This window comes from Palleniella intestinalis (genome assembly GCF_013166595.1).
Taxonomy (GTDB): Bacteria; Bacteroidota; Bacteroidia; order Bacteroidales; family Bacteroidaceae; genus Prevotella; species Prevotella intestinalis.
In genome coordinates, this window is record NZ_JABKKG010000001.1 from 25,100 (window position 1) to 48,095 (window position 22,996).

Sequence of the window (22,996 nt, forward strand, 5' to 3'; positions counted from 1 at the left end):
GTTTAATAAATTAATGCAAGTGTCTGATAATCACTGTGTAACTTTGTTTGCTTGTGCATAAAAAGAGCGTAAGTTCTGCAAACTATTATTCGCACAACTTACGCTTGAAAAAATCCTTTCCAAGATGTTATTTCATCATGTATTGTTTATTTGTAGAACTCTTTCTTTCCGGCTGAGAGAGTGTTCTTCATCAGTGAGCAGATTGTCATAGGACCGACACCGCCGGGTACAGGGGTGATAAAGGAACATTTCTCTGCAACTTCATCGAACTTAACGTCACCTGTCAGCTTGAAGCCGGATTTGCGTGTTGCATCAGGTACACGTGTCGTGCCGACATCTACAATCACAGCCCCTTCCTTTACCATGTCTACTGTGACAAAGTTAGGACTGCCAATTGCTGCAATGATGATGTCCGCTTCGCGGCATTCTTTCTTGAGGTCTGCAGAATGTGAATGGCACACGGTAACGGTGGAGTCACCGTATTGTTTCTGCATCATGAGCTGTGCCATCGGTTTTCCTACAATGTTTGAGCGCCCGAGAACGACACATTTCTTGCCGCTGGTCTCAATGTTGTAGCGTTTCAGCAGGGTGATGATGCCAAGTGGTGTGGCGGAAATGAAGCATGGCAGTCCGATTGCCATACGGCCGACATTGATAGGATGGAAGCCGTCCACGTCTTTTCTGTAGTCAATGGCTTCAATAATTTTCTGCTCATTGATGTGTTTCGGGAGTGGGAGCTGTACAATGAATCCGTCAACGTCCTCGTCCTTGTTTAGTTTGTCAACACAATCAAGCAGTTCTTCCTCAGTGATGTCGTCCTCGTAACGAATCAAGGTTGACTTGAAGCCGCAGGCTTCGCATGCAAGAACTTTGTTTTTCACATAAGTCTCGGAACCACCGTCATGTCCTACAAGCACTGCGGCAAGGTGCGGTTGCTTGCCGCCTGCTGCCATGATTTCCTTGACCTCTTCTGCTATTTCTGCCTTTATGGCTGCAGCTGTTGCTTTTCCGTCTATTAATTGGTACATGGGAATGGAAATATGATAAATTAAGATGCGTTGCCGTGTATGTGGCAACGCATGTGTACTATATGTTATCGTCTAAGGTTTTTCATGGCGTTTGCCATAGCCATCATCTTGCCGGGTCCCATGCCTGTCACCATTTTCATCATCTTGCGTGTCTGGTCAAACTGCTTTATCAGGCGGTTAACCTCCTGAATGTCAGTGCCGGAACCTTTGGCTATGCGCTGGCGGCGTGACTGGTTGATGATGTCCGGGTTCTCACGCTCCTTCGGTGTCATGGAGCCGATGATGGCTTCAATGTTCTTGAAAGGGTCGTCGGGGATTTCTATGTCCTTGATAGCTTTGCCTACTCCCGGAATCATGGCGGCAAGATCCTTGACGTTACCCATCTTCTTTACTTGCTGGATTTGTCCGAGGAAATCATTGAAATCGAACTTGTTCTTACGTATTTTCTTCTCCAGGCGCTTTGCTTCTTCCTCGTCAAACTGCTGCTGTGCACGCTCCACAAGTGACACAACGTCACCCATGCCGAGGATGCGGTCTGCCATTCGTTCTGGATGGAAGACATCAAATGCTTCCATTTTCTCTCCGGTGCCTATGAACTTGATAGGTTTGTCGACAACGGCACGTACGGAAAGGGCGGCACCACCACGTGTGTCACCGTCAAGTTTGGTAAGGATAACACCATCAATTTCAAGTCTGTCGTTGAATGTCTTTGCTGTGGTGACAGCTTCCTGGCCAATCATTGCATCGATGACAAGGAGGGTCTCGTCCGGATTCACTGCATCCTTGATGTCGCGAATCTGTACCATCAGCTCTTCGTCGATAGACTGACGGCCTGCGGTATCGATGATGACAATGTCGTTGCCGTTGAGCCGCGCATGGTTGATTGCTGCCTTTGCAACGGAAACAGGGTCTGTCGCACCTTCCTCTATATAGCATGGCACAGCAACTTGTTCTGCAAGTACACGGAGCTGCTCCATGGCTGCAGGACGGAAAGTGTCACAGGCAGCAAGCAATGGCTTGCGGTGCTGCTTGGACTTAAGCATCAGGGCAAGTTTTCCGGACATGGTTGTCTTTCCGGCACCGTTAAGGCCTGCCATGAGGATGACAGCCGGATGTCCCGGAGTGGACTCCAGTTTCAGTTCTGTAGCCTTACCACCCATGAGTGCTGCAAGCTCGTCATGGACAACCTTGACCATGAGTTCTCCAGGCTTTATGGCAGTGAGCACATTCATGCCCAATGCCTTTTGCTTCACGGTGTCTGTGAAAGATTTTGCAACTTTATAGTTTACATCGGCATCAAGCAGTGCACGGCGCACATCTTTAAGTGTTTCCGCAACATTGATTTCGGTGATTTTCCCCTCACCTTTCAGTATCTTGAACGACCTTTCCAGGCGTTCATTCAAGTTTTCAAACATATCTTTTCTTTGTATTTGTTATCTAAAATGCAAAGATACAAAAAATATATAAAAATACTGAGTTGAAAATTAAGATTTTAAGTTACTATAACAAAACTGTGGCATTTAATGAGGCTTATTGCTTGATAGTTTCTTTTTTGCTGGGTTATGTGACATTGTAGTTTCTGTTGATTTGCATTTGCTTGTAGCGGAATGACCACTGTTTTTCCTTCTCTTTTACGCCTGATATCTGTGAACGAGGGTGTTAATTGTGAAATTTTGATAATTTTTCATTTCATATTATGAGATTTCAATATAATTGGTTTACCTTTGCTGATGTTAGGTTCCTTTGTGAGCTTGCTGACATTTCTTAATGAATAAAAGATTCGGAGGGAATTTGGAATATAACTTTACATTCTGCTCATATACATTATTTCTGATAAACTAAAACCAACTGAAACTATGAAGAAAAAGATTATTGTATGCATCGCTGCATTGTTGGCGATGACTTTTAACTCCTGTGAGCAAGCTGATTTCACGCCTGATGAAGGAGAGGGGGTTGAAACTGTACCATCTGCAAAGGGAAAATCTGTGAACATCTCATTAAGGAGTGCCAGTGACACGCCGATAGAGTATCCTGTCCGCGTATATGCCTTTGATGAGAGTGGTATGTGCAAAGCTTCGGGAATAATAACTTCTGATGCGGAAAACACAGTCGTGCTTAAACTCCCCAAAGGCACTTACCGGTTGGCAGCAGTTTCATTGCCGGAGAACTATTCGCTTGTGGATGGCGATGTGCTGTCTTCAACAATAATTCGCATGCCGGAATGCGGATATGCCATGAAACCGTTTTCTACGGGCAATGCCGACGTTATTGTGTCATCGTCTGCGTCACAGTCTGTAAGTATCAGGATGGGATACAGGCAGGCTGCTGTAAACGTAAGGTTGCTCAATACGCCGGCAAACGTCACCAGTATGGATATTTCTCTCAGTACACCGTATAGCACCATGTCATTTAACGGTTTGTATGACAACGCAAAGTCTGTTACAGTCCCAAGCCGGAAATCCGGAGACTCATGGACTACGGAAACGTTTTATGTAATGCCGACACAGAACTCGCAGACTATGCTGACGATGCATCTGACATTTGATGATGGCTCCTCACAGTCATATTCCTACACTTACAATGCCATACTGAACGCAGGTGTCCCCTATGTGTTTACAGGACAATATGATGGAGTGGAATCCGATGCGGACATCACTGCTTCAATCCAAGGAGGGGAGTGGGCAAAGCCTATTGAGACAACCTTTGATTTTGGTCCTGGTGTAAACTCAGGTGGCAGTCATAACGAGACAACATGGTATATGTCTTCTTTACCAAAAGCAGGTGAAGTTGTCAATGGACATGTTGTTGTGATTTCGGATGAGAAATCGTCAGAAGAGGCAGATATAGTGTTGCTGTCCCTTGATGAATGGAGCAATGTTTATTCAATGGCAAATGAGAGCCATAAAGCGGAGACGACTGCGCTTGTCAGCAAATATGCAGAGAATGGTCTGATGGAATGGCGTTTCCCGACAACAGAAGAAGCTACGGTGTTGAATCAGCTTTATTCGTCAGATTCGGCATTGGAGGAACTCAATAGTGTGATTTCCAATGCCGGTGGTGCGAAATTGTCAAAGACAAAAACTGGTGGGAACGTTCGTTACCTTTGTAATAATGGCAAATCTACATTCACCTTTGCTGTGAATGGGAAGATTGGTTCTGCAGGCGCGACTGTTACATATAATCTCAGGCTTGTCAAGTCGATAACAGTCAAACGCAAATAAATTGCGTGACAGAGTGTTATATATGAAAATGTCCTCAAAACCGATTCGGCTTTGAGGACATTTCGCATAAGTGCTTTTGTTAAGTATTTTCATGTTCTTAAAACAATGAATTGCACTCGCAAAAGACACGCAGTTTGTTCTTTTTATGAGTTCATTGTAAGCAAGAACTCTTCATTGTCATGTGTGCCGCGCATACGGTTCTGTATTTCCGTCATAGCCTCGATAGGGTTCATGTCGGAGATATACTTGCGCAGAATCCACATGCGGTCAAGAGTTGTCTTGTCCTGCAGCAGGTCATCGCGACGAGTGCTTGACAGGATAAGGTTCGCAGCAGGGAATATTCTCTTGTTGGCAAGTGAACGTTCAAGCTGCAGCTCCATGTTTCCGGTTCCTTTGAATTCCTCGAAGATAACCTCATCCATTTTCGAGCCGGTGTCGATGAGTGCTGTCGCAATTATAGTCAATGATCCGCCACCTTCTATGTTGCGCGCTGCACCGAAGAAGCGCTTTGGCTTTTGCAGTGCGTTGGCATCAACACCACCGGTGAGAACCTTTCCACTTGTAGGCGCGACAGTGTTATATGCGCGTGCAAGGCGTGTTATCGAATCAAGGAATATCACCACATCGTGTCCGCATTCCACCATCCTCTTTGCTTTTTCCAGCACAAGACCTGCTATCTTCACATGACGCTCTGCAGGTTCGTCGAAAGTTGAGGCGATGACTTCTGCGTTCACCGTGCGTGCCATATCGGTGACTTCCTCCGGGCGTTCATCGATGAGGAGCATCATCAGGTAAGCCTCTGGATGGCTTGATGCTATAGCGTTCGCGATGTCCTTCATCAGTATTGTCTTACCTGTTTTCGGCTGTGCGACAATAAGTGCGCGTTGCCCTTTTCCTATAGGGGAGAAGAGGTCTACTATCCGTGTTGACAGATTTGTTGTCTTTGGATTGCCGCATAGATTGTATTTCTCGTCAGGAAAGAGTGGGGTAAGATGCTCGAAAGGCACACGGTCACGAATCTCCTGTGGGTCTCTGCCGTTGATTTTCAGTACATCCTGCAAAATGAAATATTTATCTCCGGTATTTGGCGGGCACACTGTGCATTCTACCATATCTCCCGTTTTCAGTCCTAACTTGCGCACTTTCGGCATAGGGATGAAGATGTCGTCAGGTGAAGAAAGGTAATTGTAGTCGCTTGAGCGCAGGAAAGCATAGCCCTCCGCCATCACTTCTGTGAAACCGATAGCCTTGATGCTCTCCTTGAAATCAAAGCATGGTATGCTGTCTTCTGACACTTGCAGTGATGCAGAGAGAATCTTGTTTGTTTGCGGATTGTCAAATATGTCGACATTGACAGTCATGTTTGTGTCCACAATTGGCAAATCCTCTATTGTGATGAAGTCTGTTCCGTCGCCGGGGTCTCCGAGCCAGATTCCGTTTTCTGAGGTTTCTGCATCTTCTTCAGAGTCACTGTCTTGCTCTTCGTCATCTTCTTCGTCCTCATCCTCGCCATCGGTGTCTTCCTCGGACATGTTCTGTGTGTTCATCTTTTCTTGGAGTTGGGCAATGGTGGCATCATCGACAATCTCTTCCTCAGGTATGGCATCATCCTCAGAATTGTCGTATTCCTGATTATCTGTGTAGTCTGTTGTACTGATAGTTTCCGGAAATTCCGGCTGCTCTGCATCCACATCATTGTAATCCTCGTCAGCAACTTCTGTTTCAAGGGAACTCTGGCTTTTCGCATTTTCCTCAGCGATTCTTGCAAGATACTCCAATTCAGCTTTTGACTTTCGCCCACGATGTTTAGGGAAAGGGTTTGCTGTGGAGTCGGACTCTGTGACCATTGGTGTTGAGAATACTTGCGCGTTTTCCATGGCTCTCTTTTGTGATGCTTTGGTGTCAAGGTTTTCTCCCTCAATGCCATTTACACTGTATACATGGTCCGGAGCTTCTTTCTTGACAACTCTTTTACGCATGCGCTTTATAGGTTCTTCTGTATCAACCATATTGTATTGTTAGAATAAAGTCGGGTGAATTTTAGAAAAAAGGCACGTCAAGGAAATGTGCCTTTGGAAATTTGTGCAAAGGTATGATTTTTTTTTGTTATTTCAAAATAATTTTAAGAAAAAGGTATGTGTTTTTTGTCCTTTTGCTCGTTTTTGTGTGTTTTTTGCTGGAAAAGCAATGCATATGCCTGTGTTTACAGTAAAGAATAGGTTGCGTTTGCAATATTGGATTTCTGTCATGCCGACTCATGTCGTGGCTGTGAGTCCGGCGGTATCGGGCACATGCCAACCTTAAGTAAGCATCATTTCATCCAAAGTGCTTTCTATGGTGTCTTGTTGCTGTTGCAAGAAAAATATCGCCTGTTGTGAGATACCCATATACCTTACTTTTTGCAGCAAAAAAATGTCATGAGTTTTCTAATCCTCTATTTATCATAATCGGAAAAACTAAGATTTCCGAGATGAAATGTGACACTTAATGTCCCCAATCGTTATCTTTCGTGTTGTGAAAGGTAACCTTTCATACTGCCAAAGGCAACCTTTTGCAATGAGGAAGGTTAGGAAAATCACTGTTGTTCGTTACAAAAAAATGGCGAAAGGTAACGATTTGCGGTGCTTTCTTGTGATTGTGATTTTGTATTACAATGATAATGCTCTGGTATACAGTGAAATAACGAATGGGAAGATTCATGCGATATTTGGCAGCCTGTCATCTCAATATTGTTTCTGCATGAAATATGGAGGGCAAAAAGACTCTGAGTTTTCCAATTCTTACATTTGGTTTGTTGTGTCAATTTTGTGAGCGAGTCTTGCAAGGTGCCGTGTGAAGCATGATACGCCATGCTATTAATATTATTAAGGTGTAATGCGGAAAAATAGCCTTTTTATAAAAAAATGCTTGAAATATTTTGGAGGATTCGGAAAAAATAAGTACCTTTGCACTCGCATTTGGAGAAATGCTTCTGATAAAGAATACTGAAATGCGGAAATAGCTCAGTTGGTAGAGCACAACCTTGCCAAGGTTGGGGTCGCGAGTTCGAGTCTCGTTTTCCGCTCACATCTTGAACAATGGCTTTCTTCTTGTGGAAGTAGAAAGGTTTTAATGCCCAGGTGGCGGAATTGGTAGACGCGCACGTTTCAGGTGCGTGTGCAGCGATGCGTGCAGGTTCGAGTCCTGTTCTGGGCACACAATATTGCAGAGTGTTCTGTGATTTTGGGATATGCTGGAGAGGTGGCGGAATTGGTAGACGCGCTACTTTGAGGGGGTAGTGTCAATTGTGACGTGGGAGTTCGAGTCTCCTCCTCTTCACCATTCAAGATTCTTAACCGAATGCGGATTGAACCTCCGCATTTCTTGCGGAAATAGCTCAGTTGGTAGAGCACAACCTTGCCAAGGTTGGGGTCGCGAGTTCGAGTCTCGTTTTCCGCTCTATTTTCCTTAAAAGGGGAAGCAGATGAAGTTTTTGACTTTATCAGTATAAGGTATATTTGAGATATGCTGGAGAGGTGGCGGAATTGGTAGACGCGCTACTTTGAGGGGGTAGTGTCAATCGTGACGTGGGAGTTCGAGTCTCCTCCTCTTCACCACTCAAGGAATCTTGTCAAATGCGGACAAGTTCTCCGTATTTTTCTTGCGGAAATAGCTCAGTTGGTAGAGCACAACCTTGCCAAGGTTGGGGTCGCGAGTTCGAGTCTCGTTTTCCGCTCTTCTTTTCTTAAAAGGAAAACAAAGAAAAAACACGACATCACTAATGAATTTATATGTAAGATATTTTGATAGCGAAATATTGGTGACCAATGCCGATGACGCTATCTCTTTTCTGTATGGTATAGACGAGATATGTATGAATGAGCGCATAGCCTCGGATATACGTGAGTATTACGAAAGTGACAACCGTTTCCCTAAACGCTACAAAGTGCGTCCGAAGGTCTATTTTATTATGATAAAGACTGATGCGGACACGATGCAGGCATTCAAGGACTATCGCAAAAAATCTGTATCACAGGCAAACGAAGGCAGCATGCATAACTCTTTCTATGGTCAGGGGTATAATGACTATAGAAATTCTAATGTGCATAACGTTGAATCGGCTGTCTATTCTTTGCAGAAGGAACATTTCGGCTGGTATGAAGGCTGTCTTGATTTCAAGCGTGTCGTGACCAACCCGTCCACAGGCAAGAGCGAATATCGTGATACGCATTTCGTAGCACGATGCAAGGCTATGTCTGGTATGGATTGCTATAATCGCATTGTTGACCATCTGTATTCGCGTGTTGACGGACGCAGCCAGTTCCCGTCAGCCAAAGGCAAGAATTTCAGGTATAAGTTCCTTGGCGAATGCAAACCTTTACCCATAGAGTACAATGAATAAGGTGATGCTTATAGGCAATGTGGGAAAGGAGCCTGATGTCAGGTATTATGCGGCAGACCAAGCCGTGGCTCATGTCAGGCTTGCTACAACTGAACGTGGCTACACCCTCCCCAACGGAACTCAGGTTCCTGACCGCACGGATTGGCATTCCCTTACTTTTGGCAAGGGATTGGCAAAGGTTGTGGAGCGCTACGTCCATAAAGGCGACAAACTCTATATAGAAGGACGTATCAGATACAGTACTATGGAGGACAAGCGTGGAGTGCGTCAGCTTGTAACCGATATTCTTGTTGATAATATGGAAATGCTGTCACCAAGGAAGTCTGAGAATACAGGGCAGACGCAACCTGCTGCCATGGGACAGGAAAAAGATAACATTGAAATTCCATTTTAGATGGACTTGGACATTATATTACAATCATTAGGGCAAGTGCATTTCATAACACCAACATTTGGTGTTGTTTTTGCTTTCGTGCTGACGCTCGTTCTTATATTCTTTTCCGGGTTGGCGAGTGGCTCGGAGATAGCTTTTTTCTCTCTTTCACCGAATGAACTTTCGGAACTCGCCCCGGAACATTCCAGTACAGATGCTACCATCAAATGTTTGCGTGAGGATTCCGAGCGCACTTTGGCTACAATATTGATTGTCAACAATCTTGTCAATGTGACTATAGTTATGCTGTGTAACTATATTTTCACACATATTGTTGATTTCGGTGGTGTTGTATGGCTTGAAATCCTCTGTGTTACAGTACTGCTGACATTTATATTATTGCTCTTTGGAGAGATTCTTCCGAAAGTGTACAGCCGTCAGAATCCATTGGCATTTTGCCGTAGGATATGCGGAGCGGTGATGGTATGCCGGACTGTATTCTGGCCGTTGGAATCTATACTGATGTCAACTGGCTTTTTAGCCTCCAAAGTTGTGCAAAAGGATAATCATGTCCTTAGTGTGGATGAGTTGGAACAGGCATTGGAACTTACAGACAAGGAGGATATTCGTGAGGAGGAAAGGATTCTCCAAGGTATTGTCCGCTTTGGTGATGAGATGGCAAAAGAGGTCATGACCAGCCGTCAGGACATTGTGGATTTGGAGATTCAGAGTTCGTATGCCGATGTGTTGAAATGTGTTATAGAGAATAATTACAGTCGCATTCCTGTCTATCAGGGAAGCGAGGATAATATCTGTGGTGTGCTATACATCAAAGATTTGCTGCCACATCTCTCCAAACCGTCGACATTCCGTTGGCAGTCGCTTATTCGACCGCCTTATTTTGTTCCTGAGACAAAGAAGATAGATGATTTGCTGCGTGATTTCCAAAAGAACAAAGTGCATATAGCCATTGTGGTGGACGAGTTTGGAGGAATATCAGGAATCGTTACTCTTGAAGACATTCTTGAAGAGATTGTAGGTGAGATTAATGATGAGTTTGATGATGAAAAACGTTCGTACGTGCAGATTGCCAATGGTGTATACGTGTTTGAAGGAAAAACATTGATAACAGACCTTGTGAAGATTCTTGATGTCAATGATGATGAATTTGACGAGGCAAGTGGCGACAATGGTACTGTAGCAGGCATGCTTTTGGAACTGAAAGGTGATTTCCCTATACTTCATGAAAAATTGGCATATAAGAATTATTCTTTTGAGGTTCTTGAATTGGAAGACAGGCGTATTTCCAAAGTTAAGCTGATGATTAGGACGGACAATGCATAATGCTCGTCCGTTCAATATGATTGCTTGTGATTACATTTGTTGTGTGGTAATGTAAAGGTAATCATGGGCTGAACTTCCAAATCGGAAGTCAGCCCTATCTTTGTGGGGAATCAATAATTTTTAGGGACAGTAATATTTCCCAAAGAAAAGAACCAAGAAGAAATGATGAATGAAAATGATTTTTCTGGCAGATATGCAATTGGAAAGGTTAGGCAGATTGCAGAAGAATTGTCGTGTGATGGTGCTGAAATAAGGCAACTTATTGATTGGTTGCAGCATTCTTCTGATAAGCGTGTGCGGATGAATGCTGCATGGGTATTGAACAATATTGATAGGAATACTCGTACAAGGCTGCTTTTGCCATATCGGGATGAATTGACTGACCTTGCCATGTGTGATTTGCCCTTCCGCCGTCAGATGATTCTTTCTTTGTTACTTGATTTTCCTGTAGATAACAATCCACGTATAGATTTGCTTGATTATTGTCTGGAACATCTGTGTGACGAGAAAGAGAGCCCCAGTAGCCGTGCTTTTATGATATACCTTGCAGCAAAGATGTGCAAGCCTTATCCAGAACTTTATGCAGAACTGCTCAACATGTTGGATATGTTGCCGGCTGTTCTGCCACCGAGTATTGCTTGTGCAAAGCGGAAAGTTAAAGGTAATATGCCTTGTAACAATATGCTTTGATATGCTTGTGCTAGTTTTTTTTGTTTGTCTGAGCACTAATATGCTTTCAAACATTATATAACCTAAGTTATAAAAAATATCGCCACTACCAATAAGTATGCACTTGTCAGTAGTGGCGATATTTTTTTATTCAAAGAACTATTAAATAAAATAGTTGCGTGAATTGATTGTTGTTTTATTTTTCAATATAAAGCATTGCAACACGGTTGAACTCGTATACTTCGAACAGTTTGTCTGTTTCACCGCAACCCTCAGCTGTGATGCGATTTGGGTCAATGCCGTATTTCTTAACGAGCATGTCTTTGACTGCATTTGCACGGCGTACACTAAGGTTCATGTTGTTATCATGTGGACCTTCTGGAGATGCATAGCCCTTGATTTGTATTTTAAGTTCAGGGTGATTCTGCATCATCTTTGCTGCAATCGCTACATTGTTAGCCTGCTCAGGAGTGATTACGGATTTGTCGAGCTGATAGAATACAGCCGGCAGACTTGGCTCGTTGATAATCGTTTTTGGTGCTTTTTCGCAATCATCAAGCGCTTTTTTCAGATTTGCAATCTCGTTTCTGAGTCTCTGGATTTCATCATTGTCTGCAGCATTTTTTGCACGGAGACTATTGATTTCGTTATTCAGAGCGTCAATCTCGTTCTGGTCACATGGCTCGACAATGAGGAAATTGTGTGAACCATTTGAAGTCTTGAACTTGTAGTTTACACCTACGTTGAGCTGCAAGAATGAAGCATTGCTATGGTATTTCACGCTTTGGAAGCCCTGTGAATAAGGGTCAGAGTTGACACCGGCTATATTGTAGATGATAGCAGGCTCTGCGTATACAGACCATTCACGGTTTTTACCGAAATTATAGTTGAGGTCCAAACCAATCTTATGGTTCAGCATATTCTTTACAGTTCCATTCTTGCTTGTGTTCTGTCCCCAATAAATACCTGTTATGACATGTATGTCAAACTTGCGTGGTTGTCCCAAATATCCCCAGAAGCAGTTGCTGATGTTTAATGAACCCAAAACTCCTGCTGTCCAGTAACGTGTGTTCTCTTTTTCTAAGTTCTCACCATACATCTCGTTGATATACTGACCAACACTCTTACCATTTGCTTTAGTGGAAAAATAATAGTTTCCTTCTAATGCAAGACCGAAAGAAGGGGTCAGCCATTTTCCAATGCGGAGACCTGCATTTCCGTTTACGCTGAATTTGTCAGGCTGGTTTGTTGTTTTTGTTGATGCACCACCATTTACGCCAATGTACCAGTTGTCAAAAAACTTGTTGCCATAAAAACCGTGTTCATTGTTTTGTGCATTTGCAGCCATTGCAACTATACTAAAGACTGCAATAAATAGACTCTTTTTCATTTTTGATATTTATTAAGGAATAAGAAATTAATCATATCTTCTGCAAAATTATTGTTTTTTCTTAATACCTCCAAATTTTCCGGTTAAAATCAATAAAAAAAAACGTTAAAATGCTGTAAATATTAGTGTTTTGATGATTATCTGGGTCTTTTGATGATTTTTTTCACAAAAACTTGCAAGTAAATATTAGTTGCCATTTGCTGGTTCGCAATCATTAACGAAATGACATTTTAAGTAATGTATTTGGATTACTCATATTGTTGACAGATACAGTATGAGCAATCCAAATGATTTGATAAAAGCATTTTTGAACCTCTTTGCGATTTTAATCTTCAAGTAATGCTTTCACTTTTTCCAGTAGCCATTCCTGCTGCTCCGGAATTGACATGTTACTATTGTCAAGAAGGATAGCGTCATCGGCCGGTTTTAGTGGAGACACTTCACGATTGGAGTCCATGTGGTCACGCTCCTTGACATTTTTCAGTATTTCGTCATAATCTGCCGGCATACCCTTTTTTTGCAGTTCATCATATCTGCGTTTAGCACGAACCTCCGCCGACGCTGTGACAAAAACTTTCAGTTCGGCATTGGGGAACACCGTAGTGCCAATGTCCCTGCCATCCATGACAATACCTTTTCCTTTACCCATTTCTCTCTGCTTGTTCACCATTGCCTCTCGGACAAATGGGATGGCGGCAATAGGGGAGACATGCTTGCTGACCTTAATGCTTCTGATTTCATCCTCTACACGCTCTTCATTAAGATAAGTGTCAGGGCATCCTGTTGTTGCGTTGAGTTTGAACGAAATGTTAATCTGTGGCATTTGGTTGCAGAGTTGGTCCATGTCAACCTTATTATCCATGCTTATCAGATTGTTGCGCATAGCATACAATGCTACCGTGCGATACATGGCACCTGTGTCTACATAGATATATCCGAGTTCTTTAGCCAACTGCTTTGCCATTGTGCTTTTGCCACAGGAAGAGTGACCGTCTATGGCTATCAAGATTTTTTTCATATATTATTATAAGATTTGTTTGTTATATTTTTATAGTATGAAAGCTATGTTTGCGATGATGCTTGATGATGATACATGATATTTTGCGTATGACAAGTTCAATCTGAATCGTTCAAGGTTTATGCCTGCTCCAATAGACAGACCGGCAGAATGGGCTGAAGAGTTCCCCTCGCTGTCAATGGTCTTCATCTCGTCTGCACGACGGAAGCTGTATCCTCCCGCAACATAAAACTGTTCAGAGAGCAGAGCTTCTGCACTAATACTTAAATGATTGATAATTTTGTAATTAAGGTGATTTAAGTCAACAAGAGTTGCGGAAAGTCTCAATGGTGATGTGCCCAATTGCTTGCTGACACCAAGTTGTATGTCAAGAGGCATTTTCTCATAATTATTATCATACGCTTTTATCTGTCCTCCAAGATTTTTGACGACGAGGCTGAATGACCATTCCGCATCCGGAAGATAGTAGTTCAATCCAAGGTCGACGGCAACGGCGAGTGATGTGTATGAAGAGATATTTCCATATACCATTTTTGCAGCAATGCCACCGGCAAGGTTTTCCATAAGTTCATATCCAAGAACCCCGCTCAAAGCTATATCCGTAGCAGAAAAAGTCCCAAGGTCATTGTTGTGCTCGTCCCTGTATTGCATGGAGCCATATCCCATATATTGCACTCCAATTCCCACATTCCACTTTTCTTTGAACACCATATTAAAAGCAGCAGAGGCATTATGGCATCCACTCATATAGTTCATGTATTGTAGACCGACCGTCTTTGGTGTGGCTCCTATGATTAGTGAAGGGTTTTGGAACATCATCATCAGGTCGTCATCAGGTATCGTGATGTTGTCGCCTCCAAGAGCTGCCGCGTGAGCACTAACCGGAAGACGAAGGAAATTATATTCTGTCCGACTCTCGTCCTGAGACCATAGGTTTGCGGTCAAAATGAGGAAAAGACAAGTGGAAAGTGTTCTCTTCATATAAATATTTATAATTTATCAGCAAAGTTAGTCATTTTTCCAGAAAAGAGATGTATATTTGCATATTATTTTATAATATAATAACGATTTTGATAGTAAGAAAGACATATCGTGCTGACATAGACCGGCTTCGTCCGAAGATATTCCTACTGGCTTTTATTGCTGTTGTAGGGGTGTTCTTGTTGGTACTGCAATGGCAATCTGTGAATTTCACATCCCGTCTTTTGGAAGACATTTCTGATGATGTCGAAGTCGACATGGATTTCCTGGCATCATTGAAACCGGAAGAGGATGTCATTGCCGCCAAGGTTCATGAGCAGCCTTCCTCAACGGATCAAATAAACAAGGTTGATGAACTGACAGACCAAGCAGAACTTGAGGAATTAAAGGAGCAGGTGAAGTTCACCACTTCAGAGTCAGACAATGCTGACCAACTGAAAGAGAGCGAGGCTGATCCGATAGCCCCGGCCAACGCTTCTGTTGCCGGTGAAGATGTTCCATTGCGTGTTGTAGAGCAGTTGCCGGAGTTTCCAGGCGGAATGTCTATATTCATGACTTGGCTTACCAATGAGCTCCACTACCCGCCATCTTGTCGCAAAGCGAATCAGCAGGGCACGGTGTCTGTGAAGTTTGTTGTGGAAAAAGACGGCTCTATAACAAATGTTGAGATAGCCCAGCCGTCTTACGCTCCTCTAAATACTGAAGCCTTACGTGTCATCAAGGCTATGCCAAAATGGAAACCAGGGCAGGAAAAGGGAAAGCCAGCACGTACAGTTGTTGCTATACCGATTGTCTTCGCTTTGTGATTCCAACAAAATTATGAATTAATTATTATAACACAAGTATGAAAACATCAAAAGAACTACTCGCCATTATCAATGAGTATATTGATAATATAAATTATGATAGGCAGCCTCAGTCTCTTTACGAACCAATAAAGTATGTCTTGTCTCTTGGTGGCAAGCGCATTCGTCCGATACTGATGCTTTTGGCTTACAATATGTATAAAGAAGACATTGAAGCTGTAATACCTTGTGCCTGTGGCATAGAGACTTATCATAATTTTACTTTGCTTCACGATGACCTTATGGATAATGCCGACATGCGTCGTGGAAAGGAAACTGTACATAAGAAATGGAATGCAAACATGGCTGTCTTGTCCGGAGACACAATGTTGGTTACTGCCTTTTCCCGTATGGCAGAGTGCGACGCAAAGCACATGCCTGACGTGATAAGACTGTTTACCAAAACCGCCCTCGAGATAGATGAGGGACAGCAGTATGACATAGAATTCGAGTCACGCAATGATGTCTGTGAGGAGGAATACATAGAAATGATACGCCTGAAGACAAGTGTACTGCTTGCCTGTGCCATGCAGATTGGTGCTATCCTTGCCGATGCTTCTAAGGAAGACAGGCATAACCTTTACATGTTCGGTGAGAAACTTGGTCTTTCTTTCCAGTTGCAGGACGACTATTTGGACGTTTATGGAGACCCAAAGGTCTTTGGGAAGAATATCGGTGGCGATATAATTGAGAACAAGAAGACTTTCATGCTCATCAATGCCACGAAGCTGGCAGAAGGTGATGATAAGGCTGAATTAGAAAAATGGTGCTCATTCTCTGCAGAACAGGTGATGACCGGAGATTGCGACCGAAACGAGAAAATAAAAGCAGTGACAGGCATTTATGACAAATTAGGCATAGGGAAACTCGCAAAACAGCGTATGGAAGCATATTATCAGGAAGCCTTGAGTCATCTTGATGCTGTCTCTGTTCCGGAAAGCAATAAGGCACAGTTGCGTGAGTTTGCGGCAAATATGATGAAGCGTGAGAAATAACACTACTATCCAACAAACATAAAAGAGCCGTGATAGATACCCATACACATTTGGACGGAGAGGAATTCAAGGATGACCTTTCGGAAGTTATAATGCGTGCAAAGGCTGCGGGAATAGAGAAGGCATTCATTCCCGCCATAGACTTGCAGTCGAGCAAGCGGATTTTGGCATTATGCCGGCAATATCTCGACTATTGTCATCCAATGATTGGCATTCACCCTGAGGAAGTCAAGAATGATTGGCGGGAACAAATGGATGGCATTATGGCACTATTGTCACCAGATGTTATCGGAATAGGAGAGGTGGGGCTTGATTATTATTGGAGCCGTGAGTTCGAGAACGAGCAGCTTGCCTGCTTTGAGAGGCAGGTGGAATGGTCTGTTGCCACACAGCTTCCACTTATGATTCATTGCCGCAAGGCGCAGAATGAAATGGTGAAACTGTTGCGCAGGTATGAGAAAGACTTGCCGGGCGGAGTGTTCCATTGCTTTACAGGCAATGAGCATGAGGCATTGGAACTTCTCGAATTTGAAAGGTTTGTGTTGGGAATCGGAGGCATATTGACATTCAAGAAGAGCAACCTTCCTCAGACATTGCCGTCTGTTGTGCCGCTTGACCGCATTGTGCTTGAGACAGACTCCCCATACATGGCTCCTGTTCCGCATCGTGGAAAGCGTAATGAGCCATCCTTTGTCGCAATGGTATGCAATCGTCTTGCGGAGGCTTATGGCGTTGCAGCAGCTGAGGTTGATGCAATAACGACAAAGACCGCCAAACGCATATTTGGGTTGTAGAGCAGGAATCATATTCTAGAATAGAAACGAAACAGCCGGATATTCCTTACGTCAAGGTGTATCCGGCTGTCTCGTTTCCGACTTTTACAGTTCTGTACGAATGTGCTATTTGCAGAATAATCTGTAACGTGGATTTCCGTGGTGATAATTCTTCAAGGGTAAAATATAACATAGGCAATAGAGATTGGTTAATATTTGTTCGTCTTGATTGTATAACGCATCATATAGCCTTTTATTGTAGCTGTTTCAGTGTTTTTTCATATTCGTGGTTGTTTGTTGCACTTAAAGAAAATACAATGGATTTAATTGGCGCAGGTTTTCAAGTTGCAAGATGAGCATAATGCTTCTTTTTGCTTATGTCTTGGAAAGGGTAGCCTTTGCCTGAATGCAAAATTAGTTGTTTTTATTGATGTTTTGCTTACGCCAATTGGGTTTAAGATATTTTTAACGAATATGAATTAGATTAAACAACTTCATTATAAAGGTAATATAATCATGACTATAAGAGGTCACGCTTCGGATGATGAATACATGAGTTCGGGATAAGAATGTCCATTTCAAAGTGGAAAATTATGTTGTTTTGCCAATATGAAAGCAAAATAAAGGGAAATGCTTGCAAGATGTCGGGTATTTGTTGTTTGTGGTGAAATGAAAACAAAACAGATGTTAAAATGCTGTTGCTGTGGCATAAGGTAAGACTTTGTGTTGTAAAAGGTAATCTTTTGTCAGGCGAAAGGTAACGCTTTGTATTGCGGAAAGTAACCTTTCATAATGTCATTCATTGTCTTTTTGATTTGATGTCAGCAGGCAGCCTTGCCAATTCCATCCTTTATGGGCTGATTGTTGTCATACGGCGGCGAGTGGCTATGGACATTGTGCATTCATCGTTTGCTCAAATTGCAGCAATTTGGATGTGTAGGTTGTTTTTTTTGTTTATAATAATGAAATAATTTGTATAATTCCACAAAATGCTGTACTTTTGCAATGAAAACGAATACCATATAGATTCATGACAGATTACGGTCTGTTCTATATAAATAATGTCATGTCATGACTTAATGTTGCTATAATAATAAAAATCCTTATCCATGTCAATTTTTTTGCGAAATATTGTTTTGCATTTAGGTGCCTGCCTTCGCACCACAGTTTTGTTCTTTGCATCCACAATCATTCTCTTGCCTCTTGCTGCCCAAGGTGAGAATGACGGCAGGACTCGGATTGTGATAGAGACTACATTGGGAAACATCAAGGTGGTACTATACGATGAGACTCCGCTACATAGCAAGAACTTCAAGTCGTTGGTGAACAGAGGGTTCTATGACGGACTGCTGTTCCATCGTGTCATAAATAAGTTTATGATTCAGGCTGGCGATTCTACAAGCCGCTCTGCTGCTCCCGGAGAATTGCTTGGCGACACCTCGGAACCTTATACAGTACCTGCAGAGATTCGTTACCCTGAACTTTTGCACAAGCGTGGAGCGTTGTGCATGGCACGTGAAGGCGATGCTGTCAATCCACAGAGAGCTTCGTCGGCATATCAATTCTACATCGTTTACGGAACACGTTTCAATGATGATATGCTGGATAAGGTGCAGACACGACTTGATGCGTCTGCAGGAGGAAAAGTCGTGCTTACACCGGAAGCCAGAGAGGTCTACAAACGCATAGGAGGCACTCCGCATCTTGATGGGCAATATACGGTTTTTGGCGAAGTCGTAGAAGGCATTGACATTGTGCGAGACATTCAATGGGTTGATACTGATGCCAATGACCGTCCGGTGAAAGATGTGCGTATCATCAAGGCTTATATGCTGGAAGATGAATGATTTCCGTTTTGTACATGAGACGGAAAGTGTTAGAGAATGTAGTGTTAAAAAAAAATAAATACAACTTATTACGGTTGCATACTCTTGGCGTTCTCACAAAAAATATGTAATTTTGCATTCTGTTTGGAATAAGTATCAATTAGAAACGCAAAAATTTAGGATAGAAATGTCTAAAGTTTGTATGATTACGGGAAAGAAAGCCATGATAGGCAACAATGTTTCCCACTCAAAGCACCGCACAAAGCGCAGCTTTGACGTAAACCTCTTCAGCAAGAAATTCTACTATGTAGAAGAACAGTGCTGGATTTCACTTAAGATTAGTGCAGCTGGTCTGCGTCTGATCAACAAAATCGGTCTCGATGCAGCTCTCAAGAAGGCTGTGGCAAACGGTTATGTTGATTGGAAGGACATTAAAGTTATAGGAGAATAATCAAAATGGCAAAGAAAGCTAAAGGCAACAGAGTGCAGGTTATCCTCGAGTGCACTGAGATGAAAGAAAGTGGTCTTCCTGGAACAAGCCGTTATGTAACTGTTAAGAACAGAAAGAACACTCCGGAGCGTATGGAGCTCAAGAAGTATAATCCAATCCTTAAGCGCATGACTGTGCATAAGGAAATTAAATAATCCATTAAACCGATTAGACAATGGCAAAGAAAGCGGTCGCAACCCTCCACGAAGGCAAGCAGGATGGTCGCGCTTACACTAAGGTTATTAAGATGGTGAAAAGTCCTAAGACCGGTGCTTATATTTTTGATGAGCAGATGGTCAAGAACGAGGACGTAAAGGATTTCTTCAAATAAATCAAGATTTCTTTCACCGTAATATTCGAAAAAGATACTTTTGTCCGCACAAAGTTCTGCAACGCAGAGCGTTGTGCGGATTTTCTGATTAGATATGGGATTGGGAAAAATCAAAGGACATGCTGCACTTATCGGTGCAAACGTTATATGGGGGTTATATGCTCCGTTATGTAAAGATTTGCTGAATGCGCAGATTATACCACCCCTCATTCTTGCCGGCATAAAGACAGCCGGTGCAGCGGCGTTGTTTTGGGTGCTTTGGGCTGTATTCCGTATTGTAAAGCCTTCCCATACTATTTCCAAAGAGCATATTGAGAAGAAGGACTATTTGAAAATCTTGAATGCTTCACTGATGATTATCGCTGCCAATCAGATATTCATCACTTTAGGATTGAAGTACGCCAGCCCGGTCGACGGAACGGTATTATGTGGTATCACACCATTCTTTACTTTGGTATTAGGAGTTGTTTTCCTGAAGCAGAGGGTGGGATGGATAAAAAACTTAGGAGCAATCCTCGGGTTTGCCGGTATGTTACTGTTTGTATTCGGCAGCGATGTAAATACTGCGATGCATGTCAGCAATCCGGTGCTTGGTGACACTCTGTTCGTATTGAGCCAGGTATGCGGAGCCATCTATCTTGTGTTTTCCGGTGATATTCTTGGAAAGTATTCATCATTCACACTGATGAAATGGATGTTCCTGATTTCCGCTGTAATAATGTTGCCGCTATATGTACCGGACGTTATGGCACTTGACTGGACATTGCTGTCAACAGACATGTGGATAGAGTTTGGGTATATCATCACCTTTGCAACATTCCTTGCATTCCTCCTCCTTCCGGTTGGTCAGAAGCAAGTGTCACCGACAACGGTGGCTATGTACAATTACCTGCAACCTGTCGTAACTGCCACTTATGCAGTAATATTCGGATTGGCACAGCTTAGCATGCAGACCATTGTTGCCACAGCATTGATTTTTGTCGGTGTGTGGATAGTAAACAGAGACAATAAATAAAAACACCACTCATGGGAATATTCAGTATTTTTAAGAAAAAAGAGACTCTTGACAAGGGGCTTGAAAAGACCAAGACCAGTGTATTTGAGAAAATCAGCCGTGCGATTGCCGGAAAGAACACTGTCGATGATGATGTGCTTGATGACCTCGAAGAGGTGCTGATAACATCAGATGTCGGAGTTGACACTACACTTAAAATCATAGAACGCATACAGCAACGTGTGGCGCGTGACAAGTATGTCTCCACATCAGAACTTAATAATATCCTCCGTGAGGAAATTGCCTCTTTACTTGAGGAGAACAATACAGGTGACCTTGATGATTGGGATCTCCCTTCTGACCATAAGCCGTATGTTATTCTCGTCGTGGGAGTTAATGGTGTAGGCAAAACAACTACAATAGGCAAACTGGCATATCAGTTCAAGCGTGCCGGCAAGAAGGTTTACCTCGGTGCTGCGGATACATTCCGTGCGGCAGCTGTCGAACAGATAGTTATCTGGGGAGAAAGGGTAGGTGTGCCGGTTGTAAAGCAGCAAATGGGAGCAGACCCGGCAAGTGTCGCGTTTGACACACTTGCCTCAGCAAAGGCGAATGGTGCAGATGTTGTAATCATTGATACTGCCGGACGCCTTCATAACAAGGTGGGCTTGATGAATGAGCTCAAAAAAATCAAGGATGTCATGAGAAAGGTTGTTTCTGAAGCACCTGACGAAGTTATGCTCGTCCTTGACGGCTCTACAGGTCAGAATGCTTTTGAGCAGGCGAAACAGTTCTCCGCTGTTACAGAAGTGTCATCCCTTGCCATAACAAAACTTGACGGAACAGCGAAAGGAGGAGTTGTCATCGGAATATCTGACCAGTTGAAAGTCCCTGTGAAATATATCGGACTTGGTGAGAATATGGAAGACCTTCAGTTGTTCAACCGCAGGAATTTTGTTGACTCTCTGTTTGGCAAGAAATAAGGACATTATAAGTTTAATGTCGTGTTGTTGAAGCTATTATATTGATATGATAAAAGGAAGAATTGACATAATCACGATGGGGTGCTCAAAGAATCTTGTTGACAGTGAGTCTTTGATGCGTCTTTTGGGAAAGAAAGGCTATGATGTACGTCATGAGCCAACTGTTCCTGAGGGTGAATATGTTGTTGTAAATACTTGCGGATTCATTGGTGATGCAAAGGAAGAAAGCATTAATGCTATCTTGGAACTTGCAGAAGCAAAGGCTGAAGGACGGATAGGAAAACTCATTGTCATGGGATGTCTGTCAGAAAGGTATCTCGCTGATTTGGAGGAGTCAATACCTGAAGTAGACAAGTATTACGGTAAGTTTGATTTCAAGGACTTTGCCGACTCATTACCGGAACTGGGCTGCAATCTCAATGATGGTGATGTGAAACTCACAACTACTCCCAAGCACTATGCTTATATCAAAATAAGTGAAGGGTGTGACCGTCGTTGTGCTTACTGTGCTATTCCTCTTATCACAGGAAAGCACAAGAGCCGTACTATGGAGGACATCCTTGACGAGGTTCGTCTTCTTGTAGCCAATGGCGTCCGTGAATTCAATGTCATAGCTCAGGAACTGACATATTACGGCATAGACCTGTATGGTGAGCGTCGTATAGCACAACTTATCGATGCAATAGCTCATGTGAAAGGAGTGAAATGGATACGTCTCCATTATGCTTATCCTAATCAATTCCCAATGGAACTCCTTGACGTGATGCGTAAGCACAAGAATGTCTGCAAGTATCTTGACATTGCACTGCAACATATCTCTGATAATATGCTTGAACGTATGCATCGCCATACTACAAAGGATGAGACGATGCAACTTATAGAATGCCTTCGTGAAGCTGTTCCCGGAATACACTTGCGCACAACTCTCATGGTTGGTTTCCCTGGAGAGACTGATGAGGATTTCCGTGAACTTGTTGATTTTGTCAAATGGGCACGCTTTGAGTGTATGGGCGCATTTGCCTATTCGGAAGAAGAGGGTACATACAGTGCCTTGCATTATAGAGATGATATTCCTTCCGAGACAAAGCAACTGAGGCTTGACAAGCTTATGCGTGTGCAGCAGAACATTTCTGCAGAGTTGCAGGCAAAGCTTATCGGAAAAACGATGACTGTCGTTGTTGATAGAAAAGAAGGTGACTATTATATCTGCCGTTCAGAGTTCAGTTCGCCGGAAGTAGACCCGGAAGTTCTTGTGCCTGCTCGTGAGAAAACTCTCCGCAAAGGATGTTTCTATGATGTCACCATAACCGCTGCCGAGGAGTTTGACCTCTATGCAGCGGTTGTGGAATAGTTT

21 protein-coding genes and 6 tRNA genes are annotated in these 22,996 nt (G+C 43.0%); 21 read left to right on the plus strand and 6 right to left on the minus strand.

Annotated elements, in window-relative coordinates; genetic code table 11:
- Nucleotides 1–146: 146 nt before the first annotated feature.
- Nucleotides 147–1,028 carry a bifunctional methylenetetrahydrofolate dehydrogenase/methenyltetrahydrofolate cyclohydrolase FolD gene (gene folD / locus HPS57_RS00120; protein WP_172179127.1) on the minus strand — a complete coding sequence of 294 codons (882 nt, stop codon included), beginning with the start codon at nt 1,026–1,028 and terminating at the stop codon, nt 147–149.
- Between the two features lie 65 nt (nt 1,029–1,093).
- Nucleotides 1,094–2,443, minus strand: a complete 1,350-nt coding sequence (gene ffh / locus HPS57_RS00125; RefSeq protein ID WP_172179128.1) for a signal recognition particle protein — start codon at nt 2,441–2,443, stop codon at nt 1,094–1,096.
- 441 nt (nt 2,444–2,884) lie between these two features.
- Between ffh and HPS57_RS00130 the strand changes: the two genes are divergently transcribed.
- Complete coding sequence (locus HPS57_RS00130) at nt 2,885–4,249, plus strand: FimB/Mfa2 family fimbrial subunit (protein WP_172179129.1); 1,365 nt, start codon at nt 2,885–2,887, stop codon at nt 4,247–4,249.
- A 143-nt stretch (nt 4,250–4,392) separates the two neighbouring features.
- On the opposite strand, the gene rho is transcribed toward HPS57_RS00130, so the two are convergent.
- Nucleotides 4,393–6,258, minus strand: a complete 1,866-nt coding sequence (gene rho / locus HPS57_RS00135; RefSeq protein WP_172179130.1) for a transcription termination factor Rho — start codon at nt 6,256–6,258, stop codon at nt 4,393–4,395.
- A gap of 982 nt (nt 6,259–7,240) precedes the next feature.
- On the opposite strand from rho, the gene HPS57_RS00140 reads away from it, so the two are divergent.
- From HPS57_RS00140 to HPS57_RS00185, 10 genes are all read left to right on the plus strand, one after another.
- Nucleotides 7,241–7,313 (plus strand) — tRNA-Gly (locus tag HPS57_RS00140).
- Nucleotides 7,314–7,362: 49 nt separating this feature from the next.
- Nucleotides 7,363–7,444 (plus strand) — tRNA-Leu (locus tag HPS57_RS00145).
- Nucleotides 7,445–7,483: 39 nt separating this feature from the next.
- Nucleotides 7,484–7,570, plus strand: a tRNA-Leu gene (locus HPS57_RS00150).
- 44 nt (nt 7,571–7,614) lie between these two features.
- A tRNA-Gly gene (locus HPS57_RS00155) sits at nt 7,615–7,687 on the plus strand.
- Between the two features lie 71 nt (nt 7,688–7,758).
- Nucleotides 7,759–7,845 (plus strand) — tRNA-Leu (locus tag HPS57_RS00160).
- Nucleotides 7,846–7,891: 46 nt separating this feature from the next.
- Nucleotides 7,892–7,964: transfer RNA gene (locus HPS57_RS00165), tRNA-Gly, on the plus strand.
- A 45-nt stretch (nt 7,965–8,009) separates the two neighbouring features.
- Entirely contained in the window at nt 8,010–8,630 is a 621-nt protein-coding gene (locus HPS57_RS00170; protein WP_172179131.1) for a hypothetical protein, read from the plus strand.
- A complete protein-coding gene (locus HPS57_RS00175) occupies nt 8,623–9,024 on the plus strand; it encodes a single-stranded DNA-binding protein (protein ID WP_172179132.1) in 402 nt (133 codons plus the stop codon). Before HPS57_RS00170 ends, HPS57_RS00175 begins: the two co-directional genes overlap by 8 nt.
- Nucleotides 9,025–10,347, plus strand: coding sequence for a gliding motility-associated protein GldE (gene gldE, locus HPS57_RS00180; RefSeq protein ID WP_172179133.1), 1,323 nt, complete (start codon nt 9,025–9,027; stop codon nt 10,345–10,347).
- Nucleotides 10,348–10,509: 162 nt separating this feature from the next.
- Nucleotides 10,510–11,037 (plus strand): HEAT-like fold family protein, encoded by a 528-nt coding sequence (locus tag HPS57_RS00185; protein WP_172179134.1) that lies wholly within the window; start codon nt 10,510–10,512, stop codon nt 11,035–11,037.
- A gap of 175 nt (nt 11,038–11,212) precedes the next feature.
- Here HPS57_RS00185 and HPS57_RS00190 read toward each other — a convergent pair whose 3' ends face one another.
- From HPS57_RS00190 to porQ, 3 genes are all read right to left on the minus strand, one after another.
- Nucleotides 11,213–12,406 (minus strand): OmpA family protein, encoded by a 1,194-nt coding sequence (locus tag HPS57_RS00190; protein WP_172179135.1) that lies wholly within the window; start codon nt 12,404–12,406, stop codon nt 11,213–11,215.
- A gap of 325 nt (nt 12,407–12,731) precedes the next feature.
- On the minus strand, nt 12,732–13,424 hold the full coding sequence (gene cmk, locus HPS57_RS00195) for a (d)CMP kinase (RefSeq protein ID WP_172179136.1): 693 nt from the start codon (nt 13,422–13,424) through the stop codon (nt 12,732–12,734).
- A 30-nt stretch (nt 13,425–13,454) separates the two neighbouring features.
- The gene (gene porQ, locus HPS57_RS00200; protein ID WP_172179137.1) at nt 13,455–14,405 is read right to left on the minus strand and encodes a type IX secretion system protein PorQ; all 951 of its coding nucleotides are present in this window, start codon (nt 14,403–14,405) and stop codon (nt 13,455–13,457) included.
- 89 nt (nt 14,406–14,494) lie between these two features.
- On the opposite strand from porQ, the gene HPS57_RS00205 reads away from it, so the two are divergent.
- The 10 genes from HPS57_RS00205 to rimO all read left to right on the plus strand — a co-directional run bounded on the left by HPS57_RS00205 (nt 14,495) and on the right by rimO (nt 22,993).
- Nucleotides 14,495–15,211, plus strand: a complete 717-nt coding sequence (locus HPS57_RS00205) for an energy transducer TonB (protein WP_172179138.1) — start codon at nt 14,495–14,497, stop codon at nt 15,209–15,211.
- A 38-nt stretch (nt 15,212–15,249) separates the two neighbouring features.
- Complete coding sequence (locus tag HPS57_RS00210) at nt 15,250–16,245, plus strand: polyprenyl synthetase family protein (RefSeq protein ID WP_172179139.1); 996 nt, start codon at nt 15,250–15,252, stop codon at nt 16,243–16,245.
- 29 nt (nt 16,246–16,274) lie between these two features.
- Nucleotides 16,275–17,039 (plus strand): TatD family hydrolase, encoded by a 765-nt coding sequence (locus HPS57_RS00215; RefSeq protein ID WP_172179140.1) that lies wholly within the window; start codon nt 16,275–16,277, stop codon nt 17,037–17,039.
- 1,148 nt (nt 17,040–18,187) lie between these two features.
- A complete protein-coding gene (locus HPS57_RS00220; RefSeq protein ID WP_253946417.1) occupies nt 18,188–18,865 on the plus strand; it encodes a peptidylprolyl isomerase in 678 nt (225 codons plus the stop codon).
- Between the two features lie 166 nt (nt 18,866–19,031).
- Entirely contained in the window at nt 19,032–19,295 is a 264-nt protein-coding gene (gene rpmB, locus HPS57_RS00225; RefSeq protein ID WP_135939819.1) for a 50S ribosomal protein L28, read from the plus strand.
- A gap of 5 nt (nt 19,296–19,300) precedes the next feature.
- The gene (gene rpmG, locus HPS57_RS00230; RefSeq protein ID WP_135939818.1) at nt 19,301–19,489 is read left to right on the plus strand and encodes a 50S ribosomal protein L33; all 189 of its coding nucleotides are present in this window, start codon (nt 19,301–19,303) and stop codon (nt 19,487–19,489) included.
- Nucleotides 19,490–19,509: 20 nt separating this feature from the next.
- Nucleotides 19,510–19,665: a DUF4295 domain-containing protein gene (locus tag HPS57_RS00235; RefSeq protein ID WP_135939817.1), complete on the plus strand. Its 156-nt coding sequence runs from the start codon at nt 19,510–19,512 to the stop codon at nt 19,663–19,665.
- A gap of 94 nt (nt 19,666–19,759) precedes the next feature.
- Nucleotides 19,760–20,680, plus strand: a complete 921-nt coding sequence (locus tag HPS57_RS00240; RefSeq protein ID WP_172179142.1) for a DMT family transporter — start codon at nt 19,760–19,762, stop codon at nt 20,678–20,680.
- A gap of 11 nt (nt 20,681–20,691) precedes the next feature.
- Complete coding sequence (ftsY, locus tag HPS57_RS00245; protein WP_172179143.1) at nt 20,692–21,642, plus strand: signal recognition particle-docking protein FtsY; 951 nt, start codon at nt 20,692–20,694, stop codon at nt 21,640–21,642.
- Nucleotides 21,643–21,688: 46 nt separating this feature from the next.
- Entirely contained in the window at nt 21,689–22,993 is a 1,305-nt protein-coding gene (gene rimO, locus HPS57_RS00250; protein WP_172179144.1) for a 30S ribosomal protein S12 methylthiotransferase RimO, read from the plus strand.
- Nucleotides 22,994–22,996 lie beyond the last annotated feature (3 nt).